This window comes from Kutzneria chonburiensis (assembly GCF_028622115.1).
In the GTDB taxonomy this organism is placed as follows: domain Bacteria; phylum Actinomycetota; class Actinomycetes; order Mycobacteriales; family Pseudonocardiaceae; genus Kutzneria; species Kutzneria chonburiensis.
In genome coordinates, this window is the sequence record NZ_CP097263.1 from 7,174,659 (window position 1) to 7,192,894 (window position 18,236).

18 protein-coding genes are annotated in these 18,236 nt (G+C 69.7%); 10 read left to right on the forward strand and 8 right to left on the reverse strand.

Annotation, left to right across the window (positions count from 1 at the left end; genetic code table 11):
- Positions 1-12: 12 nt before the first annotated feature.
- Positions 13-1,302: an adenylosuccinate synthase gene (locus M3Q35_RS32935; RefSeq protein ID WP_273936437.1), complete on the reverse strand. Its 1,290-nt coding sequence runs from the start codon at positions 1,300-1,302 to the stop codon at positions 13-15.
- 68 nt (positions 1,303-1,370) lie between these two features.
- Between M3Q35_RS32935 and M3Q35_RS32940 the strand changes: the two genes are divergently transcribed.
- Complete coding sequence (locus M3Q35_RS32940) at positions 1,371-2,054, forward strand: hypothetical protein (RefSeq protein WP_273936438.1); 684 nt, start codon at positions 1,371-1,373, stop codon at positions 2,052-2,054.
- On the forward strand, positions 2,051-2,299 hold the full coding sequence (locus tag M3Q35_RS32945) for a hypothetical protein (protein ID WP_273936439.1): 249 nt from the start codon (positions 2,051-2,053) through the stop codon (positions 2,297-2,299). Before M3Q35_RS32940 ends, M3Q35_RS32945 begins: the two co-directional genes overlap by 4 nt.
- 2 nt (positions 2,300-2,301) lie before the next feature.
- Here M3Q35_RS32945 and M3Q35_RS32950 read toward each other — a convergent pair whose 3' ends face one another.
- Together M3Q35_RS32950 and M3Q35_RS32955 are read right to left on the reverse strand one after the other, a co-directional pair.
- Complete coding sequence (locus M3Q35_RS32950; RefSeq protein ID WP_273936440.1) at positions 2,302-3,429, reverse strand: FUSC family protein; 1,128 nt, start codon at positions 3,427-3,429, stop codon at positions 2,302-2,304.
- A 6-nt stretch (positions 3,430-3,435) separates the two neighbouring features.
- Complete coding sequence (locus M3Q35_RS32955; RefSeq protein WP_273936441.1) at positions 3,436-3,852, reverse strand: DUF3151 domain-containing protein; 417 nt, start codon at positions 3,850-3,852, stop codon at positions 3,436-3,438.
- 282 nt (positions 3,853-4,134) lie between these two features.
- On the opposite strand from M3Q35_RS32955, the gene M3Q35_RS32960 reads away from it, so the two are divergent.
- The 6 genes from M3Q35_RS32960 to M3Q35_RS32985 all read left to right on the forward strand — a co-directional run bounded on the left by M3Q35_RS32960 (position 4,135) and on the right by M3Q35_RS32985 (position 11,218).
- On the forward strand, positions 4,135-5,289 hold the full coding sequence (locus M3Q35_RS32960) for a hypothetical protein (protein ID WP_273936442.1): 1,155 nt from the start codon (positions 4,135-4,137) through the stop codon (positions 5,287-5,289).
- Positions 5,290-5,363: 74 nt separating this feature from the next.
- Positions 5,364-6,527 carry a hypothetical protein gene (locus M3Q35_RS32965; protein WP_273936443.1) on the forward strand — a complete coding sequence of 388 codons (1,164 nt, stop codon included), beginning with the start codon at positions 5,364-5,366 and terminating at the stop codon, positions 6,525-6,527.
- A complete protein-coding gene (locus M3Q35_RS32970; protein ID WP_273936444.1) occupies positions 6,478-7,176 on the forward strand; it encodes a GNAT family N-acetyltransferase in 699 nt (232 codons plus the stop codon). Before M3Q35_RS32965 ends, M3Q35_RS32970 begins: the two co-directional genes overlap by 50 nt.
- 59 nt (positions 7,177-7,235) lie before the next feature.
- Positions 7,236-7,871, forward strand: coding sequence for a lysophospholipid acyltransferase family protein (locus M3Q35_RS32975; protein WP_273936445.1), 636 nt, complete (start codon positions 7,236-7,238; stop codon positions 7,869-7,871).
- Positions 7,864-8,469: a DedA family protein gene (locus M3Q35_RS32980; RefSeq protein WP_273936446.1), complete on the forward strand. Its 606-nt coding sequence runs from the start codon at positions 7,864-7,866 to the stop codon at positions 8,467-8,469. The genes M3Q35_RS32975 and M3Q35_RS32980 overlap by 8 nt, the downstream gene beginning before the upstream one ends.
- 10 nt (positions 8,470-8,479) lie before the next feature.
- Entirely contained in the window at positions 8,480-11,218 is a 2,739-nt protein-coding gene (locus M3Q35_RS32985; protein WP_273936447.1) for an AfsR/SARP family transcriptional regulator, read from the forward strand.
- Between the two features lie 7 nt (positions 11,219-11,225).
- Here M3Q35_RS32985 and fbaA read toward each other — a convergent pair whose 3' ends face one another.
- The 3 genes from fbaA to M3Q35_RS33000 all read right to left on the reverse strand — a co-directional run bounded on the left by fbaA (position 11,226) and on the right by M3Q35_RS33000 (position 15,130).
- Entirely contained in the window at positions 11,226-12,257 is a 1,032-nt protein-coding gene (fbaA, locus tag M3Q35_RS32990; protein ID WP_273936448.1) for a class II fructose-bisphosphate aldolase, read from the reverse strand.
- 130 nt (positions 12,258-12,387) lie between these two features.
- Positions 12,388-13,680, reverse strand: a complete 1,293-nt coding sequence (locus M3Q35_RS32995) for a GGDEF domain-containing protein (protein WP_273936449.1) — start codon at positions 13,678-13,680, stop codon at positions 12,388-12,390.
- Between the two features lie 214 nt (positions 13,681-13,894).
- The gene (locus M3Q35_RS33000) at positions 13,895-15,130 is read right to left on the reverse strand and encodes an MFS transporter (RefSeq protein ID WP_273936450.1); all 1,236 of its coding nucleotides are present in this window, start codon (positions 15,128-15,130) and stop codon (positions 13,895-13,897) included.
- Between the two features lie 542 nt (positions 15,131-15,672).
- Here M3Q35_RS33000 and M3Q35_RS33005 point away from each other — a divergent pair.
- Positions 15,673-16,551 carry an SDR family oxidoreductase gene (locus tag M3Q35_RS33005; protein WP_273944545.1) on the forward strand — a complete coding sequence of 293 codons (879 nt, stop codon included), beginning with the start codon at positions 15,673-15,675 and terminating at the stop codon, positions 16,549-16,551.
- Here the strand turns inward: M3Q35_RS33005 and M3Q35_RS33010 are convergent.
- Positions 16,548-16,829, reverse strand: a complete 282-nt coding sequence (locus M3Q35_RS33010; protein WP_273936451.1) for a YciI family protein — start codon at positions 16,827-16,829, stop codon at positions 16,548-16,550. The genes M3Q35_RS33005 and M3Q35_RS33010 overlap by 4 nt on opposite strands.
- Positions 16,830-16,892: 63 nt before the next feature.
- Here M3Q35_RS33010 and M3Q35_RS33015 point away from each other — a divergent pair, with 63 nt between their 5' ends.
- The gene (locus tag M3Q35_RS33015) at positions 16,893-17,450 is read left to right on the forward strand and encodes a SigE family RNA polymerase sigma factor (protein WP_273936452.1); all 558 of its coding nucleotides are present in this window, start codon (positions 16,893-16,895) and stop codon (positions 17,448-17,450) included.
- An 18-nt stretch (positions 17,451-17,468) separates the two neighbouring features.
- Here M3Q35_RS33015 and M3Q35_RS33020 read toward each other — a convergent pair whose 3' ends face one another.
- Positions 17,469-18,233 carry a DeoR/GlpR family DNA-binding transcription regulator gene (locus M3Q35_RS33020; protein WP_273936453.1) on the reverse strand — a complete coding sequence of 255 codons (765 nt, stop codon included), beginning with the start codon at positions 18,231-18,233 and terminating at the stop codon, positions 17,469-17,471.
- Between the last annotated feature and the right edge of the window lie 3 nt (positions 18,234-18,236).

Genomic DNA, 18,236 nt, shown 5'->3' on the forward strand with positions numbered 1-18,236 from the left:
GTGCCGCTGAGCTCAGTTCACGAACTGGTGCCGGACGATGGTCTGCTCACGGCCGGGGCCGACGCCGATGGCCGAGATCCGCGCGCCGGAGATCGACTCGAGGTACTCGACGTAGGCCCGGGCGTTGGCCGGCAGCTCCTCGAAGGTGCGGCAGTGGCTGATGTCCTCGAACCAGCCGGGCAGCTCCTCGTACACCGGCACGGCGTGGTGCACGTCGGTCTGGGTCATGGGCATCTCGTCGACCCGCTGACCGTCCACTTCGTACGCAACGCAGACCGGCACGGTCTCGTGGCCCGACAACACGTCCAGCTTGGTCAGGAAGTAGTCGGTGATGCCGTTGACCCGCGCCGCGTAGCGGGCGATGACGGCGTCGAACCAGCCGGTGCGGCGGGACCGCCCGGTGGTGACGCCGAACTCGCCGCCGGTCTTGCGCAGCCGCTCGCCCATCTCGTCGTTGAGCTCGGTCGGGAACGGACCGGAGCCGACGCGGGTGGTGTACGCCTTGAGGATGCCGATCACCGTGGTGATCCGCGTCGGCCCGATGCCGGAGCCGGCCGAGGCGCCGCCGGAGGTCGGGTTGGACGACGTGACGAACGGATACGTGCCGTGGTCGACGTCGAGCAGCGTGCCCTGCGAGCCCTCCAGCAGCACGTTCTCGCCGCGGTCGAGCGCCTGGTTGAGCAGCAGCCGGGTGTCGGCGATGCGGTGCCCGAACGCCTCGGCGTGCTTGAGCACGTCGTCCACGACCTGCTCGGGGTCGATGGCCTTGCGGTTGTACACCTTGACCAGCAGCTGGTTCTTGAAGTCCAGCGCGGCCTCGACCTTCTGCCGCAGGATCTTCTCGTCCAGCAGGTCCTGCACCCGGACGCCGACCCGGGACACCTTGTCCTGGTAGGCCGGGCCGATGCCGCGGCCGGTGGTGCCGATCTTGGCCTTGCCCAGGTAGCGCTCGCTGACCTTATCGATGGCCACGTGGTACGGCATGATCAGATGCGCGTCGGCGGAGATCAGCAGCTTGCTGGTGTCCACGCCGCGGGCCTCCAGCCCGGCCAGCTCCTCGAGCAGCACGCCGGGGTCGACCACGACGCCGTTGCCGATGACGTTGTGCACGCCGGGCGTGAGGATGCCGGAGGGGATCAGGTGCAGCGCGAAGTTCTGGCCGTCGGGGAGCACGACGGTGTGGCCGGCGTTGTTGCCACCCTGGTAGCGGACGACCCACTGGATGCGGTCTCCGAGCAGGTCGGTGGCCTTGCCCTTGCCTTCGTCGCCCCACTGGGCGCCGATGAGGACGATGGCAGGCATGTGAGACTCCCCGTGCTAGTCGACTAAAGGCCGAATGCCGGTGCACGACTGTAGACCAGGAGGTGGCGATGGGTGCACTAGTGCTGGCCTGCGGAAAGAACGCGGGTCACGCTCAGTCACAAGCCTTTGCCGACCGTGACGACATTGAGCTGCGCCCGGTTCCGGAGCGCCCCGGCAAGGACGATGTCGATCACCTGGTCAAGGGCCTGGACGGACGCCGCCTCGTGGTGGTCGGCGGCGACGCCGACCTGGCCGCGGTGGTGCTCCGGCTGGTGCGCAAGGACCTGCTCCGGGACGTGACGGTCGGTTTCGTGCCGACCGAGGCCGACTCGACCGTGGCCTCGCTGTGGGATCTGCCACTCGACACCGGCCGGGCGGTCGACGTGGCGCTGACCGCGGACTCCGACTCGGTGCCGCTGATCCGCGACGACAGCGGCGGTGTGCTGGTCGGCCGAGGCGAGATCGGGCCGGTTCGGGGAATGGCCTACTGCGACGAGACCGTGGTCCTGCGGGGCCAGGCCAGCCGCATTACGGTCAGTCCGGACCCGGACCGCGGCGCCGGCCTGCTCGTCCATGTGACGAAGCGGGCGCTGGTGGTCAAGCGCGTCAGCACGGCGCTGGGCCGGGCCTGCCAGATCGGCTGCGTGCCGGCGATCGTGCGGCTGGACGGCGTGCCGCACCCGCGCCCGGTGACCAAGTGGACCTGGTACCGCAACTCCGACGACCTGAGGTTGGCGAGGGGCTTGCTGTGACGCTCACTTCCCTGTTCAAGGCCGGGCCCGGCGGCGTGATGACCGACGACGTCGGCGTGATCACCGGCGACCTGGAGCTGCGCACCACGCTGGCCGACGACGGCGCGGTGACCGTCGAGGTCCGCTACGAGGGCGCGGACGAGTGGTACCGCCTGTCGGCCGCCGACTGCCAGCTGGCCGACCCCAAGGACCACGAGCCCCTGCACAACGCCCTACACGGCGTGCTGAACCGCCCGGAAGGCTGACATCAAAGCGCCATTCCCAAACTCCGAGTTGAGGAATGGTCCGTTCCGAACTTCACGCTAGAGCGGGGGAGGGCGGAGAGGGCGTCGGAGCGGGTCACGCCGGCGGCCACAAGCAGGTCGACGACTATGGAGCGGAGCTGGGCGACCATTACCCGGACCGAGAAGTCGTCGACGGCCAGAAGGGAGTCCATTTCGGCGGCGGATGTGCGCAGCAGGGCCCGAGTGCGGACCGGATCGACGCCACGGGCCAGCTCGTCGCGCAGGGCATCGACGGCGCTGCCCAGGCCGTCGAGCACCGCCGGCAGCTTGGCCGGTACCTGCTCGCCGTCCCGCAGCACCGCCAGCGCCCGCCGGGCCAGCACACGGGTGTTGCGCACGGCCAGGTCGACTGGTCCGGAAGCGGCGCGGTAGCGGTCGAGCTCCCCTCGGTTGCGCCAGCGCAGCGGCGCGATGGTGGCGACCTCGGCGCTGGTGACCAGGGCGGTCTTGAACTCGTCGATGACCTTCTGCGACGCCCGCGCCCGGCTCAGCGCGGCCGCCGCGGCCACGGTGTCGTGCTCCAGCACGGCCCCGCCGATGGCCCGCAGCACGCCGGCCAGCTCGCCCAGCACGACCCGGCCGTGCCGGTGGGCCAGGTTCAGCGGATTGGGCGGAAACAGGGCGATGGCGATCAGCCCCATGGCCCCGCCGATCAGGGCGTCGATCATCCGGTCGAAGCCGCCGGTGGTGGTCGGCGGGGCCAGCGTGGCGATCAGCACGGCCGAGGTGCCGGACTGCAGCGCGATCACCGCCCCGCCGTCCAGGAACACCGCCGCGGCCATGGCCAACATCACCACCAGCATGATCTGCCAGGTGCCGGCGCCGATACGGGAGATCAGCACGTCACCGACGCCGACCCCGACGCTGACGCCGACCACCAGCTCGATGACCCGGCGCAGCTTCTGGCCCAGCGCCACGCCGATACAGGTGACCGCGGCCGCGGGCGCGAAGAACGGCTGGGCGTGGCCGACGAGGTCGGTGGCGACCAGCCACGACCCGCCGGCAGCCAGGCCGGCCTGGGCGATGGGCAGGGCCGTGCGCTGCACCCGCCGCAGCCGGCGGCGCAGCTGCGCCCGCAGCCGTTCCAGCACGTCGGATCAGGCCAGGCCGAGGGCCGCGGGCGCCTGCGGGTCGCTGTCGGCCAGGAAGGTGCGGCAGCGGTCGTACTCCTCGGTCTCGCCGATCTCACCGGCCGCCTTGGCCAGCGCGGCGAGCGCGCGCAGGAAGCCCTGGTTGCCGCGGTGCGCGAACGGCACCGGGCCGAAGCCCTTCCAGCCGTTGCGGCGCAGCTGGTCGAGGCCACGGTGGTAGCCCGTACGGGCGTAGGCGTACGCCGCGACGGCGTCGCCCTGATCGAGGGCGCGCTCGGCCAGCGCCGCCCACGCCTCGCTGAAGTCGGGCGCGCCGCGGACCACGGTCGCCGGGTCGGCGCCGCCCTCCAGCTGGGCCTGGAGCTCAGGACGGTCGGGCAGCAGGGTGGGGCCGGGGCCGAGCAGGTTGTCGTTCAGGCTCATGGCCACATCGTGCCCGACGCCCGGCGGACCCGGAGATTCAGCTCAGCAGCATCCGGACGAGCACCCCGCCGGTCACCAGCACCAGCGCGGCAACCACAACGCCCGCGACGACACGCTTGTTCACTTCTGATCACTCCCGTACTCGGTGGTAGACCGGTGACATTGCCCACTCGGCCCGGCCCGGGCAACGCGCCTCACCCACTCGATCGGGTGGTATGCGCCTGATCTCGGTTCGGCCGAAACGGTGGAATCGGCTCCGGGGAGCGTTCATGCTCGCTAGCTATGAGCACGAAGGGCTGGGGAGTGGCGCGCGTGCGCGAGCTGTGGTCGCTGTACTGGACGCGCGGCGCCGCCGGCCGCGAGACGCCGGCCGAGCTGGTGTCGATCATGTACGCGTGGTGGTTCGTCGCGCTGGCGCTCAAGCTGCTCGGCGGCTCGTGGGACATCTCATGGCACTTCTGGACCATCCGCGACAACCTCGCGCCGCCGCACGACCTGAACACGGTCGGCACGTGCATCGCGGTGGTGCTGGTGCTGTTCCACACCTACACCGGCTACGGCGCCGACAAGGCGACCCTGCGCTGGATGCAGTGGGGCACCGGGCTGTTCCTCATCGCCATCCCGATCGACGTGGTCAACCACACCGTGAACGGGTTGGACATCACCACCTGGAGCCCGTCGCACTCGCTGCTGTTCATCGGCACCGCCGGCATGCTCATCGGCGTGGCCATGGGCTGGTACCGCAACGCGGCCCGCGGCCGCTGGTTCGCGCCGGGCCTGATCGTGCTGCTGACGCTGGTCTTCGAGGACTTCTGGTTCCCGAACGAGCAGCAGGAGTACGGCGTGCTGGAGATCGCCTCCTGGGACGCCAACCCGGGCCATCCCTACGCCAACGACGAGCTGCTGAAGTTCGCGTCCGACCAGATCCACCAGCCGATGGGCCGGGCCGGCGTCGTGCACTTCTCGCTGCCCATGCCGGACTGGGTGTACCCGGTGTGGGGCCTCGGTGTCTGCGTGCTGCTGTTCGCGCTGGGCCGGCAGATCGTGGGCCTGCGCTGGACGGCGACCGCGATGGCCGGTCTGTACGTGGGTTTCCGCACGGTGCTGTGGCTGGTGCTGACCGCCACGGCCTTCCCGCCGTCGGCGGTGCCGTTCTTCCTGCTCGGCGCGGGCGTGGCCATCGACCTGGTGTTCCTGGTGCCGATGTCCCAGTGGCTACGGCCCTTTGTCGGGGCGATTGCCGTGACGGCCGTGACGTACGGGCTGTTGTTCGTGCAGTCGGTGCTGCTGGCCGCCCCGCCGCGGGCCGACTGGGCCGCGCCGGTCAGCGCCGCCGTGCTGGCCGTCCTGTGGCTGGCCGCAACCGTGGTAACCCGGCGAGTCCCGCTCTCCGACACACCGAAATCCGGTTTGAGGCAGCCGACCCTAAGGGGGTGACCCGGGGTTCCCCTACCCCCGCTGGGGGCCATTACCTATTCATTCCGGACGGCCGTGCCGCGACGATTGTCGGCATGAGGGGGACACTGCGGCAGTTCGGTCCATTGTGGACACGCGGCGAGCCGGGGAGGGCAACGCCGCCGGGACTGACGGTCGCGCTGCTCACGTCCTGGCTGGTCGCCCTGGCGTTCAAGACGCTGGGCGCCAGCTGGGACGTGGCCTGGCACTTCAAGTGGATCCGGGACACGACGGCCCCGCCACACCTGATCAACTTCCTCGGCACCGGCATCGCGGTGACCCTGGTGCTGATCCACACCTACACCGGCTACGGCGTCGACCGGCGGTCGCTGCGGTTCCTCCAGGTCGGCATGGGCTCGTTCCTGGTGACGATCCCGATGGACATCGTCAACCACACGGTCAACGGCCTCGACCTGACCGCGTGGAGCGTCACGCACGTGTTGCTCTACACCGGAACCACGGTCTCGCTGGTCGGCCTGCTCATGGCCTGGCACAAGCAGTTCCCGCGTTCGCACCGGTTCTACCGGCTCGGCTTCGGGGCGTTGTGGCTGTCGCTGATGGAGAACCTGTGGTTCCCCAACGAGCAGCAGGAGTACGGCGTGCTGTCGCTGGCGGCGTGGGATCGCGGCCAGACTTACGCGGAGCCGGAGCTGTTGCAGTTCGCGGCGGCACAGATCCACCATCCGGTCGACCGGGCTGCCGTCGAGCATTTCAGCCTGGGCCTGCCGGAATGGCTCTATCCGGTGTGGTGCGTGCTGTCGGCGACGATCGCGCTGATGCTGGCCAAACGGTTCCTGGGCGGCCGGTTCACCGCCACGCTCATCGCCGCCGGCTACGTCGGTTACCGCACGCTCGCGCTGGGATTCATTGCCGGCATCGGCTTTCCTCCCTACGCGGTGCCGGTATGGGCGCTGGGCATCGGTCTCGCGGTGGACCTCGCCTACCTGTTGCGAGCCCCGCTCACGGCTGCCGTGCTCGCCCCCGGGTTGGCGTATCTGGCTCTGTGGGGCCAAAGCGTGGTCCTTGTCGCGCCGCCGTCGGATCTCCGGTCGGGGCCGGTGGCCGTCGCGGCACTGCTGGTAGCACTGGTCTGCGTCGGGGGGATAACCCCCGTCGGACTCGGGTGGACGCCGCCTGTCCGCGCCGTTCAGTCCCGGACACGCTGGCAGTATGGCAAAAGCGGCAACACGGGCGCGCTACTCAGTAGCGGTCGCCGATGACGAGGACACCGTCCGCGCGGCCCAGAAGCTGCGCAACGACGTGTTCGGCCTCGACCGTCCCGGCGGTCTGGACATCGATCCGTACGACGAGTTCTGCGACCACATCGTGGTCCGGGCGGAGGACGAGGTCGTCGGCACCTATCGGCTGCTGCCGCCGGGGCGGACGGATCGGCTCTACTCCGAGGACGAGTTCGATCTCGGCGCGTTGCGAGGGGTGCGCGCCGATCTGGTGGAAGCCGGCCGCTCCTGTGTGCATCCAGCCCACCGGAGCGGCGCGGTCATCACGCTGCTGTGGGGCGCGTTAGCTCGATACGTCTTGCTGTCGGGGCATCAGTGGCTGGCCGGCTGCGCCTCGGTGCCGCTGGCCGACGGGCCCGATGTGGCCGGCGCCGCCTGCGCCAAGGCCGCCGCGCATCTGTCGCCACCGGAGCTACGAGTGCGGCCTTATAAGCCGTGGACGCCACCATCTCCACTTTCGCGTCAGGTGCCCCTGCCCCCACTGCTCCAGGGCTACCTTCGCCTCGGCGCCTGGGTGTGTGGGCCGCCGGCGCACGACCCGGACTTCGGCACTGCCGACCTGTTCGTGCTGCTGTCCATGGACCGGGTGCATCCGCGCTACCTGGAGTTCTTCCTGGCGGCCCAAGCATGACTGCCTGGTTGCCGACCTCACCGTGCACGCCGCGCTGCGCGACTTCGCCGGAGCCGCCGGTGTCGTATCCGAGGGCCACGACCAGAGCGCTCAAGATGATCCGCCCGGTCCTCCACCGCGACGCCGCGGGCCTGCTGCGGGCCCTGGACGTCGAGCTGACGTCCACCATGGACCGGCTCAGCGCCGGCCGCGGCACGCTGGTCGTGGCCAATCACGTGTCCTGGCTGGACATTCCGGCACTGCTGGCGGTGGAACCGCTGCGGCTGCTGGCCAAGCGCGAGGTCGCCGACTGGCCGCTGATCGGGGCGATGGCCCGGCGCAACGGGACGATCTTCATCGAACGTGACAACTTACGTTCACTGCCCATTACTGTCGCCGCGCTGGCCGACGCCTTACGTTCAGGCTGTTCCGTTCTCGTCTTCCCGGAGGGAACCACCTGGTGTGGGCGGCAAATGGGGGTGTTCCGGCGGGCCGCGTTCCAGGCCGCGCTGGACGCCGACGCGCCGGTCCGGCCGGTGACCATCCGTTACAGCACGCCGGTCGCGGCCTACGTCGGCGACGACTCGCTGACGTCCTCGCTGGTCCGGGTCGCCCGGGCCGGCGGCCTCCGCGTGCACGTCACCGCGCATCCGTTGGTACACGGGACAGACCGGCGGGAGCTGGCCGCGGCGGCGAGGCGGTCGATCGATGCTTGAGCTCGTACGGGAACTCGCGAACTCCCCCTGGCTGTGGACCGCCGTCTTCTTCATCGCCGCCCTCGACGCCCTGCTGCCGTTCATGCCCAGCGAAACCACCGTCGTGCTGGTCGGCGTCCTCGTCGCGCCCAGCGCCACCGGCTTGATCCAGCTCATCCTGGTCGCCGCTGCCGGGGCTTTCGCCGGCGACGTCGCCGCGTTCTACCTTGGCCGCACCACCGGCAATGCCGTGCTCACCCGACTCACGCGCCGCGAACGCGGCGTCCAGGCCCGCGAGTGGGCCCACCAGCAGCTCATCCGCCGCGGCCGACTACTGATCGTCTTCGGCCGCTACGTTCCCGGCGGCCGCGCCGCCACCCTGGCCACCGCCGGCGCCCTCGGTTTCTCCCCGTCCTGGTTCCTGCCGCCCGAAGTCGCCGGCGTTCTCCTCTGGGGCACGCAGGCCGCGCTCGTCGGATTCGTCGGCGGCACCGCTTTCCAGGACCAGCCCCTGCTCGGCATGGCCGTCTCCTATGGATTCGTCATCCTTGTAGTGGTCGGTTCCGCTGTCGCCCATCGTGTTCGGCACAACGGGCTTACACTGCGGAGTCGGCGTTGAATGGGGGTTCATGGCTGCTGAGTTCGACTTCCGTGTGCTCGGACCGATGGAGGTCAGCCACCACGGCACGCCCGTGACGGTCGGCGCCGCGCGCCAGCGCACTCTGCTCGCCGCCTTGCTGATGCGGGCCAACCAGGTCGTCTCCCTGGACGAGCTGGTGCGCAACGTGTGGGAGGAGAACCCCACCGCCGGCGCCCGCACCACCGTGCAGAACTACGTCATGCGCCTGCGCAACGCCTTGCGCGGCGCCTCCGGCACGTCGCCCATCGTCACCGCCTCCGACGGCTACCTGATCTCCGTCGGCCCGTCCGAACTGGACATCTGGCGCTTCCGCGAACTCGTCGACCAGGCCCGCGCCGCCGATCCCGAGTCCGCGTCCAAGCTGCTCACCGACGCCCTCTCACTCTGGCGTGGCGATCCCTTGGCCGACGTCCAGTCCGAGACCTTGCGCCGGGAGTTCGCGCCTCGTATCACCGAGCAGCTCCTCTCCGCCGCCGAGCTCCACCTGGACGTCGAACTCGGCCTCGCCCGCCACAACGCCGTCATCGGCGAGCTGCGCGACCTCACCCAGCGCCATCCCCTGCGGGAGCGCTTCTGGGCCCAGCTCATCACCGCCCTCTACCGCTCCGGCCGGCAGGCCGAGGCCCTCCAGGCCTTCACCGACGTCCGCACCGCGCTCTCCGACGAGCTCGGTATCGACCCCGGCCCCGAGCTGCAGGAACTGCACCGCCAGGTGCTTACCGGCGACCCCGCGCTGGCCAGCGCTGCGAACAACCGGCAACCGCTGCCTCGTCAGCTCCCGCAGCCCGTCGGCGGCTTCGTCGGCCGCACCGCCGAACTCGAGGCCCTCGACCGCCTGCTCGATCGCCGTCCCGGCATCGCCGTCGTCTCCGCCGGCGGCGGCTTCGGCAAGAGCTCCCTGGTGCTGCGCTGGGCCCATGACCGAGCCGACCGCTTCCCCGACGGCCAGCTCTTCGTCAACCTGCGCGGCTTCGACCCGTCCGGGCCGGCGACGTCACCGAGCACGGCGGTGCGGGGCTTCCTGGAGGCGTTCGGCGTGACCGGCGCTTCCGTGCCGACCGACCTGGAGGCCCAGACCGCGCTCTACCGCAGCCTGGTGGCCGACAAGCGCATGTTGATCGTGCTGGACAACGCCGCCGACTCGAACCAGGTGACGCCGCTGCTGCCCGGGACCCCCGGATCCGTGGTGGTCGTGACCAGCCGCAACCAGCTCAGCGGCGTGCTCATCACCCAGCGGGCCATGCACATGGCGCTGGACGTGCTGCCTGATCGCGAGGCGTACGAGCTGCTGACGGCCCAGCTGGGTGCACAGCGCGTGCTGGCCGAGCCGACGGCGGTCGCCGATCTCGTGCGGCTCTGCGCCGGATTGCCGTTGGCACTCAACATCGTGGCCGCCCGTGCCGCCACCCATCAGGACTTTCCGCTGGCCGCGCTGGCCGCCGAGCTGTCCGACGCCCGATTGGATGCCCTTGACGCCGGCGAGCTGTCGGCCAACCTGCGGGCCGTGTTCGCGTGCTCGTACCAGGCCCTTGGCAGCCCGGCGGCCGAAATCTTCGGACTGCTTGGCCTGAACACCGGCCCCGACATCAGCCTGCCGGCCGCCGCGTCGTTGGCCGGACTGTCCGCGCAACGGGCGCGGACCCTGTTGCGAGAGGTGGAAAACTCGCACCTGGTCGTCGAGCACGCGCCCGGCCGTTACCGCATGCACGACCTGGTCCGGCTCTACGCCGCCGAGCGCGGCCTGCCCGGCCCGGTGCGTCGGGCGGCGATCACCCGGCTGCTCGACTTCTACCTGCACACCGCCAACGCCGGCGAGCTGCGGCTGTACGAGCACGCCCAGCCGATCTCCCTGCCACCGGCCGAGCCCGGCACCCAGCCACTGGCGTTCGCCGACCAGGAGGCGGCCAAGGCGTGGTTCGATGTCGAGTACGCCAACCTGGTCGCGACCATGCGCAACGCCGTGCAGCAGCAACGGCATCATGCCGTCTGGGGGCTGGCCTGGTCGATGAGCAGCTACCACTGGCGGCGCAGCCGCCTGACCGAGGACCTCGCGTTCTGGCGGGCGGCACTCAAGTCCACCGAGGCAATTGGCGAGCACACCGGGACCGCCAACCGCTTCCTCGGCCGCGCCCTGACCCGCCTCGGCGTATCGGACGAGGCCCTCGTACGCCTAACCCAGGCCACCTCCGACGAGGATCCGCACGAGCGGGCGCAGGCGTTCCACACACTGGCCTTCTACTGGGAACGCAACGGCGACGACCACGCCGCAGTCGCTGCCGCGCGACAGGGACTCGCGCTCTTCCGCCAGGTCGGAGCACGGGCCTCCACGTCAAAGGCCCTCAACGCTGTCGGCTACTACGAGGCCCGGGTCGGCGACTTCGAACAGGCCCGCCTGCACTGCGAACAGGCCCTGGAGCTGTCCAGCGACCTCGTGCCCGAGGTGCGCTACGGCCTGTACGACAGCCTCGGCTTCATCGCCTACTCGCTGGGCGACACCGACGCGGCGCGCGGCTACTACCGGCAGGCCCTCACCCTCATCCAGGAGATGGGCAACATCTACGAGGAGCCCAACGTCCTCGTCCAACTCGGAGTCATCGCCCGGGCCGACGACGAACCGGACCAGGCCCGCCAGCACTGGTGGCAGGCCGTCGACCTGTACCGGTCGCAACACCGCCAGAACGACGTCGAGCGCGTCCAGCGGCTGCTGGACGCGCTCGACGGGGACTGAGCCGGACTCAGCCGGCGATCATGCGACCGCTGGACTTGAGGTGCTCGGCGGCCTGCGCGATGCGGGCGGCCATGCCGACCTCGGCGGCCTTGAGGTAGCTGCGCGGGTCGTAGACCTTCTTGTTGCCGACCTCGCCGTCGATCTTCAGGATGCCGTCGTAGTTCTTGAAGAAGTGGTCCACGATCGGCCGGGTGAAGGCGTACTGGGTGTCGGTGTCGATGTTCATCTTCACCACGCCGTAGCTGACCGCCTCGGCGATCTCCTCCGGCAGCGAGCCGGAGCCGCCGTGGAAGACCAGGTCGAACGGCTTGGTGCCGGCCTTGCCCAGCTTCTCGGCCACCACGTCCTGGCCGGCCTTGAGCACCGACGGGCGCAGCTTGACGTTGCCCGGCTTGTACACGCCGTGCACGTTGCCGAAGGTGGCGGCCAGCAGGTAGCGGCCCTTCTCACCGGCGCCGAGCGCGGCCAGCGTCTTCAGGAAGTCTTCGTTGGAGGTGTAGAGCTTGTCGTTGATCTCGTTGGCGACGCCGTCCTCCTCGCCGCCGACGACACCGATCTCCACCTCGAGAATGATGTTGGCCTTGGCCGCCTGGTCGAGCAGCTCGGCGGCGATGGTCAGGTTCTCGTCCAGCGGCACCGCGGAGCCGTCCCACATGTGCGACTGGAACAGCGGGTTCTCGCCGCGGGCCACGCGCTCCTGGCTGATCGCCAGCAGCGGGCGGACGAAGCCGTCCAGCTTGTCCTTGGGGCAGTGGTCGGTGTGCAGCGCGATGTTGACCGGGTACTTGGCCGCCACCACGTGGGCGTACTCGGCCAGCGCGGCCGCGCCGGTGACCATGTCCTTGACCTTGGTGCCGGACAGGAACTCGGCGCCGCCGGTGGAGACCTGGACGATGCCGTCGCTCTCGGCCTCGGCGAAGCCGCGCAGCGCCGCGTTCAGCGTCTCCGAGGAGGTCACGTTGATCGCCGGGTAGGCGAACTCGTTCGCCTTCGCCCGGTCGAGCATCTCCGCGTAGACCTCAGGGGTCGCGATAGGCATCGGTCGTCACTCCTCGGGATTTCGACGTTTTCGCGCACCATCCTACGAGGCGGCCGCCGGCAGCCAAGCGCCGAGCGGGTCCACCCGCTGGAACGATACAGTCAGCACCCGCCGAGCGACATGCCCAGATTCAGGCCGCGATCGCCAGCACGGGTTTGCGTAGGGCCGTACTGGCCACCACGCGATTTCGCCCGCTGTTCTTGGCCTGGTAGAGCGCGGCATCGGCCGCCAGGAGCAAGGGTTCTATGTCGTCACCGGCCTGCGGGAAGGTCGAGACGCCGATGGACGCGGAGAGATTTCGGATGATGGTCGTCCGGCCTTCGACCGGAGCTTCCACCACCAGTTGGGTCACCGCATGTCGAATCCGCTCGGCGACACCGACGCCGTCGGCCTCGGACATGCCGGGTAGCAGCACCACGAACTCCTCGCCGCCGAACCGGCCGACCGAGTCGTAGTCGCGGACCTCGCCGGAGATGGCGTCGGCCACCGCCTTGAGCACCGCGTCGCCGGCCACGTGGCCGTAGGTGTCGTTGACCTTCTTGAAGTGGTCGAGGTCGACCATCAGCAGCCCGAAGCCCTCGTTGGTGCGCTGCGCCCGGGAACGCTCACGGTTGGCCCTGGTGTGCCAGCCCTCGCTGTTGAACAGGCCCGTCTTGGCGTCCTTGCTCGCCTTCTCCTCGACCTGCTTGAGCAGCACCGACCGGTGCAGCATCAGCACCGGCGGCAGCGCCAGCACGACAAGCGCCGGACTGTAGGACAAGGCAAAAGCAAGCAATGCTCCATAAAACAGGGTGGAGATCTCCAGCATGTGCTTGGACACGTCGCCGAAAACCTTGCGCACCGTGACGCCAGGGGTGCCATAGAGCGCGATGCGGCCGGCGATCAGCGCGACGTCGGCGACGGCGTAGACCATAATCCCGGCGACGATGGCGACCACGGTGACGGCGTCGACCGTCGGGCCGAACAAATGACCAGGACCGCCGACCAACGACAACAAGCTGGTGGTCGCCTGCGCGGACAATATCAACACACCCATGCCGAACAGCCGTCGATGCCAAGCAACGAACGGATTGCGCAGCTGGTAATGGATGTAGACCAGCGTGATCAACGCCGCGGTCAGCGGCGCCGGCAGCACCAGCACACCGGCGAACAACCAGACCGATGCGAGGTCGACGTGTCCGGGGCCGGCGAGCTCTCGGCGGGCCCGCTCGATTCCACGAGCGAGTTCGGTGTGCGCCAATGCACAGAAGACCAGAACACCGAATATCAACCACTGACTCGAGCTCACCGTCACGTTCAGCGCAGATATCACTACAGTAAGTAGCGCCACCAGCTGAACGAGGAGGAGATACCCGATCGCTCTCCTGGGCACCGAGAACAGGGCCCACCTGGGCAAAATTGAGCTCGCCGACACACCGGACACGGAGACCCCCTCTGGGACGGCGGAACACGAAATTGCATCGGCGCTTGTCACAGACCTGGAAAACTCACCATGGGGAGTGCACACTGACCACGGCGAAGCCTGCAAGACCTGTTCGGGAAGGGGTACGGCTGATGACGGTGTCGCCGCTGAGAAGCTGGGAGCCCTCGTAGAGCTCCGCTGCCGTGGCGGGGCGGGTCGAAGATCTTCGGCCCGCCTAGGCAACATGACCGACCTCGTGCAACCGGCTCCGCCGCCATGCGACGGACAACCCGATCCCGGCGACAACAGCCGCCAATCCCGCGATCGCGATGGTTCCTGACGGACCCACGCCATCGGCGAGAACCCCGGCGAGCGCCACAGAAATGCCTTGTGCGGCAATCGCTCCCGAGGACATCAACCCGATCGTCTGCCCCCTGCCGACGACGGGCGTGCGCTGGATGAAGGCGGGCGGCGCGACCACCATGTAGGCGGCGGCCACCCCGGACAGCGCGAACAACACGCAGGAGACCACGAGCCCGGGCTCCAGCGCACAGACGAACAGCGGCAACCCCGACAGGGCGGCCAGCGGTCCGATCAGCCGGAGCCGGAGCTCCGGAGCAATTCTGGTGATGACGAGCGCGCCGACGATGGCGCCGACCGGCGTCGCCGCGAGCAGCCAGCCGACATCGACCGGGTTCGGCGTCGGCGTGTGGTTCAGCGCCGACAGGTAGGGCACGACCAAGCCCTCCGCGGCCACCGGCAGGCCGATCATCCAGATCATCAGGGCCAGCGTGCGCAGCTGGGCGTCCGCCCAGATCAGCCGCGCACCGCGGCGCGTCGAGGCCCACAGCGTCACATGCTCGCCAGCCACCACGCCGGTCGCCGGCCGACTCCGCACGCCGAGCACGAGGAGGGCGGCGGACGCGGCGAAGCTGGCCGCGTTCACCGCGAGCGCGCCGTACGGCGTCAACAACGTCACCAGAAAACCACCGCCGGCAAAGCCGGCGACCTGAGAGATCTGGCCGACAACCGCACGCAGACTCTGTCCGACCGTGAGTTCGTCACCCGCGAGAACATCAGCCAATAGGGCTCCGCGCGCCGCATTCGACGGCGACCCAAGCAGTTGGGTGACGAAAAGCAGGACAAACAAGGGTGGAAGCGAAACTCCCGGGGTGGCCATGATCGCCATCAGTGCCGCGCGGGCAAGATCGGCGCACACCATCACGGTGCGCCGCGGATAGCGATCGGCCAGGCCGGCGAGCAATGGTCCGAACAACGCGGGCAGCATGGTGAACGCAAAGGTCAATGCGGCCAATGCAGCGGAGCGTGTTCGATCGAACACAAGAAGTGACAATGCGACCCGGGCGATCTGGTCACCCGCGGTGGAAACGAGCTCGGCCAGCCACAAGGCCCGGAACTCGCCGTTGGCGAAAACATCCCGGTACCTGGCAGCGCGCCCGGTGCCCTCCAACTTGCGCCCCTCGTCTCCCCCGTACCCCGCCCTCCCAGTAGCGGAGACAGTTCGTTTCCTGTCGTTTGTCCGGCAGCCCGTCACCCCTGGCAGGCTCTTCCTCTCTCACCGTAGCCAGCGCTATCCCGCCAACCCAGCTCATTCCGATATCGATCGCGTCATTCACAGTTGACTTTCCGTGATCGTACGGTCGCAGGGCCGATCCGCAAAGGTGTGACCGGGAGTTCGGGTCGAACCGCCCGCCCGGGACGATCACCGCCGGCAGTGCGCCCTGGTTCAGGACTGTGTTCGAATCTCGGGGAAGGTCCGAACATCGGACCTTGACATCCACGAGTTGGACGATCACGGGCGGCCGGAAACATCGTTCACCGGCCTTCCCACATATGTCGAGGCCGAGGCCGATTTTCCGGCCGACCCGACCCCTACCCTCCACCCGACCGGACGGGTTCGTATTGAACTCGCCAGTAGCTTACTGACGGTAGGTTGCGTTACCGTGCCCACCAGGAGCCGTCGGCGAGGAGGCACGTGTGACCACGAACACCATGGCCGGCAAGGTGGTGCTGATCACCGGCGCGGCACGCGGCATCGGGGCCGAGACGGCGCGCCGGCTGGCCGCGCTGGGGGCCAAGGTCGCGCTGGTCGGCCTGGAGCGGGAGCTGCTCGAGGCCACGGCCAAGGACTGCGGCCCGGAGGCCGGCGCCTGGGAGGCCGACGTCACCGACTGGCAGGCGCTGGAGACCGCGGTGGCCGCGGTGAAGGACCGCTACGGCCGGATCGACGTGGTGATGGCCAACGCCGGCATCGCCGCCACCGGCTTCGTCCGCTCCATCGACCCGGCGGCCTTCGAGCGGACCATCGAGATCAACCTGCTCGGCGTGTGGCGCACGGTCCGGGTCACCCTGCCGCACCTCATCGAGAGCCGTGGCTACTGCCTGGTGGTGTCGTCGCTGGCCGCCATCTCGCACGCCCCCGGCATGGCCGCCTACGCGGCCAGCAAGGCCGGCTGCGACGCCTTCGCCGACAGCCTGCGGGCCGAGGTCCGCCACCTTGGCGTCGACGTCGGCACGGCCTACTTCTCCTGGATCGCCACGGACATGGTCACCAGCGCCGACCAGCACCCCGTCTTCGGCAAGATGCGCAGCCGCCTGCCCGGCCCGCTCGGCCGCACCTACCAGGTCGCCGACGTGGGCAAGGCCGTGGTCGCCGGCATCAACCGGCGGGCCAAGGCGATTCACGTGCCGGGCTGGGTCGGCGGCCTCAAGCTGTTCCGCGGCGTGGTCAACCAGCTGTCGCTGCCGATCACGTCGATGGGTGCGAAGGACGCCGACCAGGCAGCGCTGGACGACATCAAGGCCCGCGGCGCCGAGGCGTCCCGGCCGGTCGGTCCCGGCGGCGCCGCCGGCTTCGACAGTCGTCGCTAGTCGACCCAGACGCCCAGGACCGGGGTCCACGCGGTGACCTTGGTCGACGCGATGACCTCGGCCCCGTTGTACGGGTCGTTGTCGAGGATCTTCCGGAGCTCGGCCTCGTCGTCCACCTCGAACACCAGCAGGCCGCCGTCGTCCGCGGTCCATGCCCCGGCGACCAGGCATTTGCCCTGCTTGGCCAGGTCGCGGAGGAAGTCGCGGTGCTCCGGCCGGACGGCGTGCCGCTTCGGCACGTCCTCGATGTAGCGGTACTCGACGGCGAACTTGGGCAACGCGGCCTCCCTTGTGAGCGTTCGACAGCCAAACTAATGCACCGGTTGGGTATTCTCGCCGCCGTGGACGTGCAGCCGAACAGCGTCGAACGGACCCTCTCCAGCCTGCGGGCGGTGGACGGCCCGGAACCCTCGACGGCTGCCCCGCTGACCTTGGAGGACCTGTACCGCCAGCACCGGATGCGGCTGGTCCGGCTGGCCATCCTGCTGGTGGACGAACCGGCCACGGCCGAGGACGTGGTGCAGGAGGCCTTCACCGGCCTGCACCGCAACTGGGGCGGCCTGCGGGACGCCCAGGCGGCCGTCGGCTACCTGCGCACGGCCGTGGTGAACGGCAGCCGGTCGGTGCTGCGCCGCCGCAAGACCGCCCGCGACTACACGCCGCCGCACACCGCCAACGCCCGGTCGGCCGAGAGCCTGGCCATGCTGACCGCCGAGCACCAGGCCGTGGTCAACGCCCTGTCCAAGCTGCCGCCGCGCCAGCGTGAGGTGCTCGTGCTGCGCTACTACGGCGACCTGTCCGAGGCCGAGATCGCGGAGGCCACCGGCATCTCCAAGGGCACCGTGAAGTCCACCGCCAGCCGGGCCCTCGACGCCCTGCAGAAGGCGATGGCCGGTTAGACCCGAGCTAGACCCCAGCTAGACCAACTGCACGTCGATGCCACGGTCGCGGAACTGCGCGACCACGGTTTCGTCGGCCTCGCTGTCGGTGATCAGGGCGTGCACCTCGTCGATGGGGCAGATCCGCACGAAGGCCGAGCCGCCCAGCTTGGACGAGTCGGCGACCACCACGACCCGTCCGGACCGCTGCACCAGCAGCCGGTTGATGGCGGCTTCGCCCTCGTTGCGGGCCGACGCGCCGAGCTTGGGGTCCACGTGGTCGACGCCGAGGAAGATGACGTCCAGCGTGAGCTCGTCGGGGATGAGCCGGGCCAGCGGGCCGATCAGCTCGTACGACTGCGGCCGGACCACGCCGCCGGTGACGACCAGCTTGATCTGCTGGCGGACGGCCAGCTCGTTGGCGATGTTCAGGGCGTTGGTGACGACGGTCAGGTCCAGCTCGGAGCGGGCGGCCAGGGCCCGGGCCACCTCGGTGGCGGTGGTGCCGCCATTCAGCCCGACCACGGCCGCCTTGTCCACCAGCGCGGCCGCGGCCCGGGCGATGCGGAGCTTGGCGTCGGCGTGCCGGGCGGTCTTGTACCGCAGCGGCAGGTCGTAGGACACGGCGTGGGCCACCGCGCCGCCCCTGGTCCGGGTCAGCAGCTGCTGCTCGGCCAGGTGGTCGAGATCGCGGCGGATGGTCGCGGCGGAGACCTGGAGCTCGTCGGCGATGTCGTCGACCTCCACCCGGCCCCGCTCGGCGAGCAGCTCCAGCAGCGCGGTGAGCCGCTCGTACCGATTCATCCC

What these genes read in the sequence shown, in the direction of transcription:
- M3Q35_RS32935 (WP_273936437.1), bottom strand. Translation starts at nt 1,302, where the DNA reads ATGCCTGCCATCGTCCTCATCGGCGCCCAGTGGGGCGACGAAGGCAAG.
- M3Q35_RS32940 (WP_273936438.1), top strand. Translation starts at nt 1,371, where the DNA reads ATGGGTGCACTAGTGCTGGCCTGCGGAAAGAACGCGGGTCACGCTCAG.
- M3Q35_RS32955 (WP_273936441.1), bottom strand. Translation starts at nt 3,852, where the DNA reads ATGAGCCTGAACGACAACCTGCTCGGCCCCGGCCCCACCCTGCTGCCC.
- M3Q35_RS32960 (WP_273936442.1), top strand. Translation starts at nt 4,135, where the DNA reads ATGAGCACGAAGGGCTGGGGAGTGGCGCGCGTGCGCGAGCTGTGGTCG.
- M3Q35_RS32965 (WP_273936443.1), top strand. Translation starts at nt 5,364, where the DNA reads ATGAGGGGGACACTGCGGCAGTTCGGTCCATTGTGGACACGCGGCGAG.
- M3Q35_RS32970 (WP_273936444.1), top strand. Translation starts at nt 6,478, where the DNA reads ATGGCAAAAGCGGCAACACGGGCGCGCTACTCAGTAGCGGTCGCCGAT.
- M3Q35_RS32980 (WP_273936446.1), top strand. Translation starts at nt 7,864, where the DNA reads ATGCTTGAGCTCGTACGGGAACTCGCGAACTCCCCCTGGCTGTGGACC.
- M3Q35_RS32985 (WP_273936447.1), top strand. Translation starts at nt 8,480, where the DNA reads ATGGCTGCTGAGTTCGACTTCCGTGTGCTCGGACCGATGGAGGTCAGC.
- fbaA (WP_273936448.1), bottom strand. Translation starts at nt 12,257, where the DNA reads ATGCCTATCGCGACCCCTGAGGTCTACGCGGAGATGCTCGACCGGGCG.
- M3Q35_RS33005 (WP_273944545.1), top strand. Translation starts at nt 15,673, where the DNA reads ATGGCCGGCAAGGTGGTGCTGATCACCGGCGCGGCACGCGGCATCGGG.
- M3Q35_RS33020 (WP_273936453.1), bottom strand. Translation starts at nt 18,233, where the DNA reads ATGAATCGGTACGAGCGGCTCACCGCGCTGCTGGAGCTGCTCGCCGAG.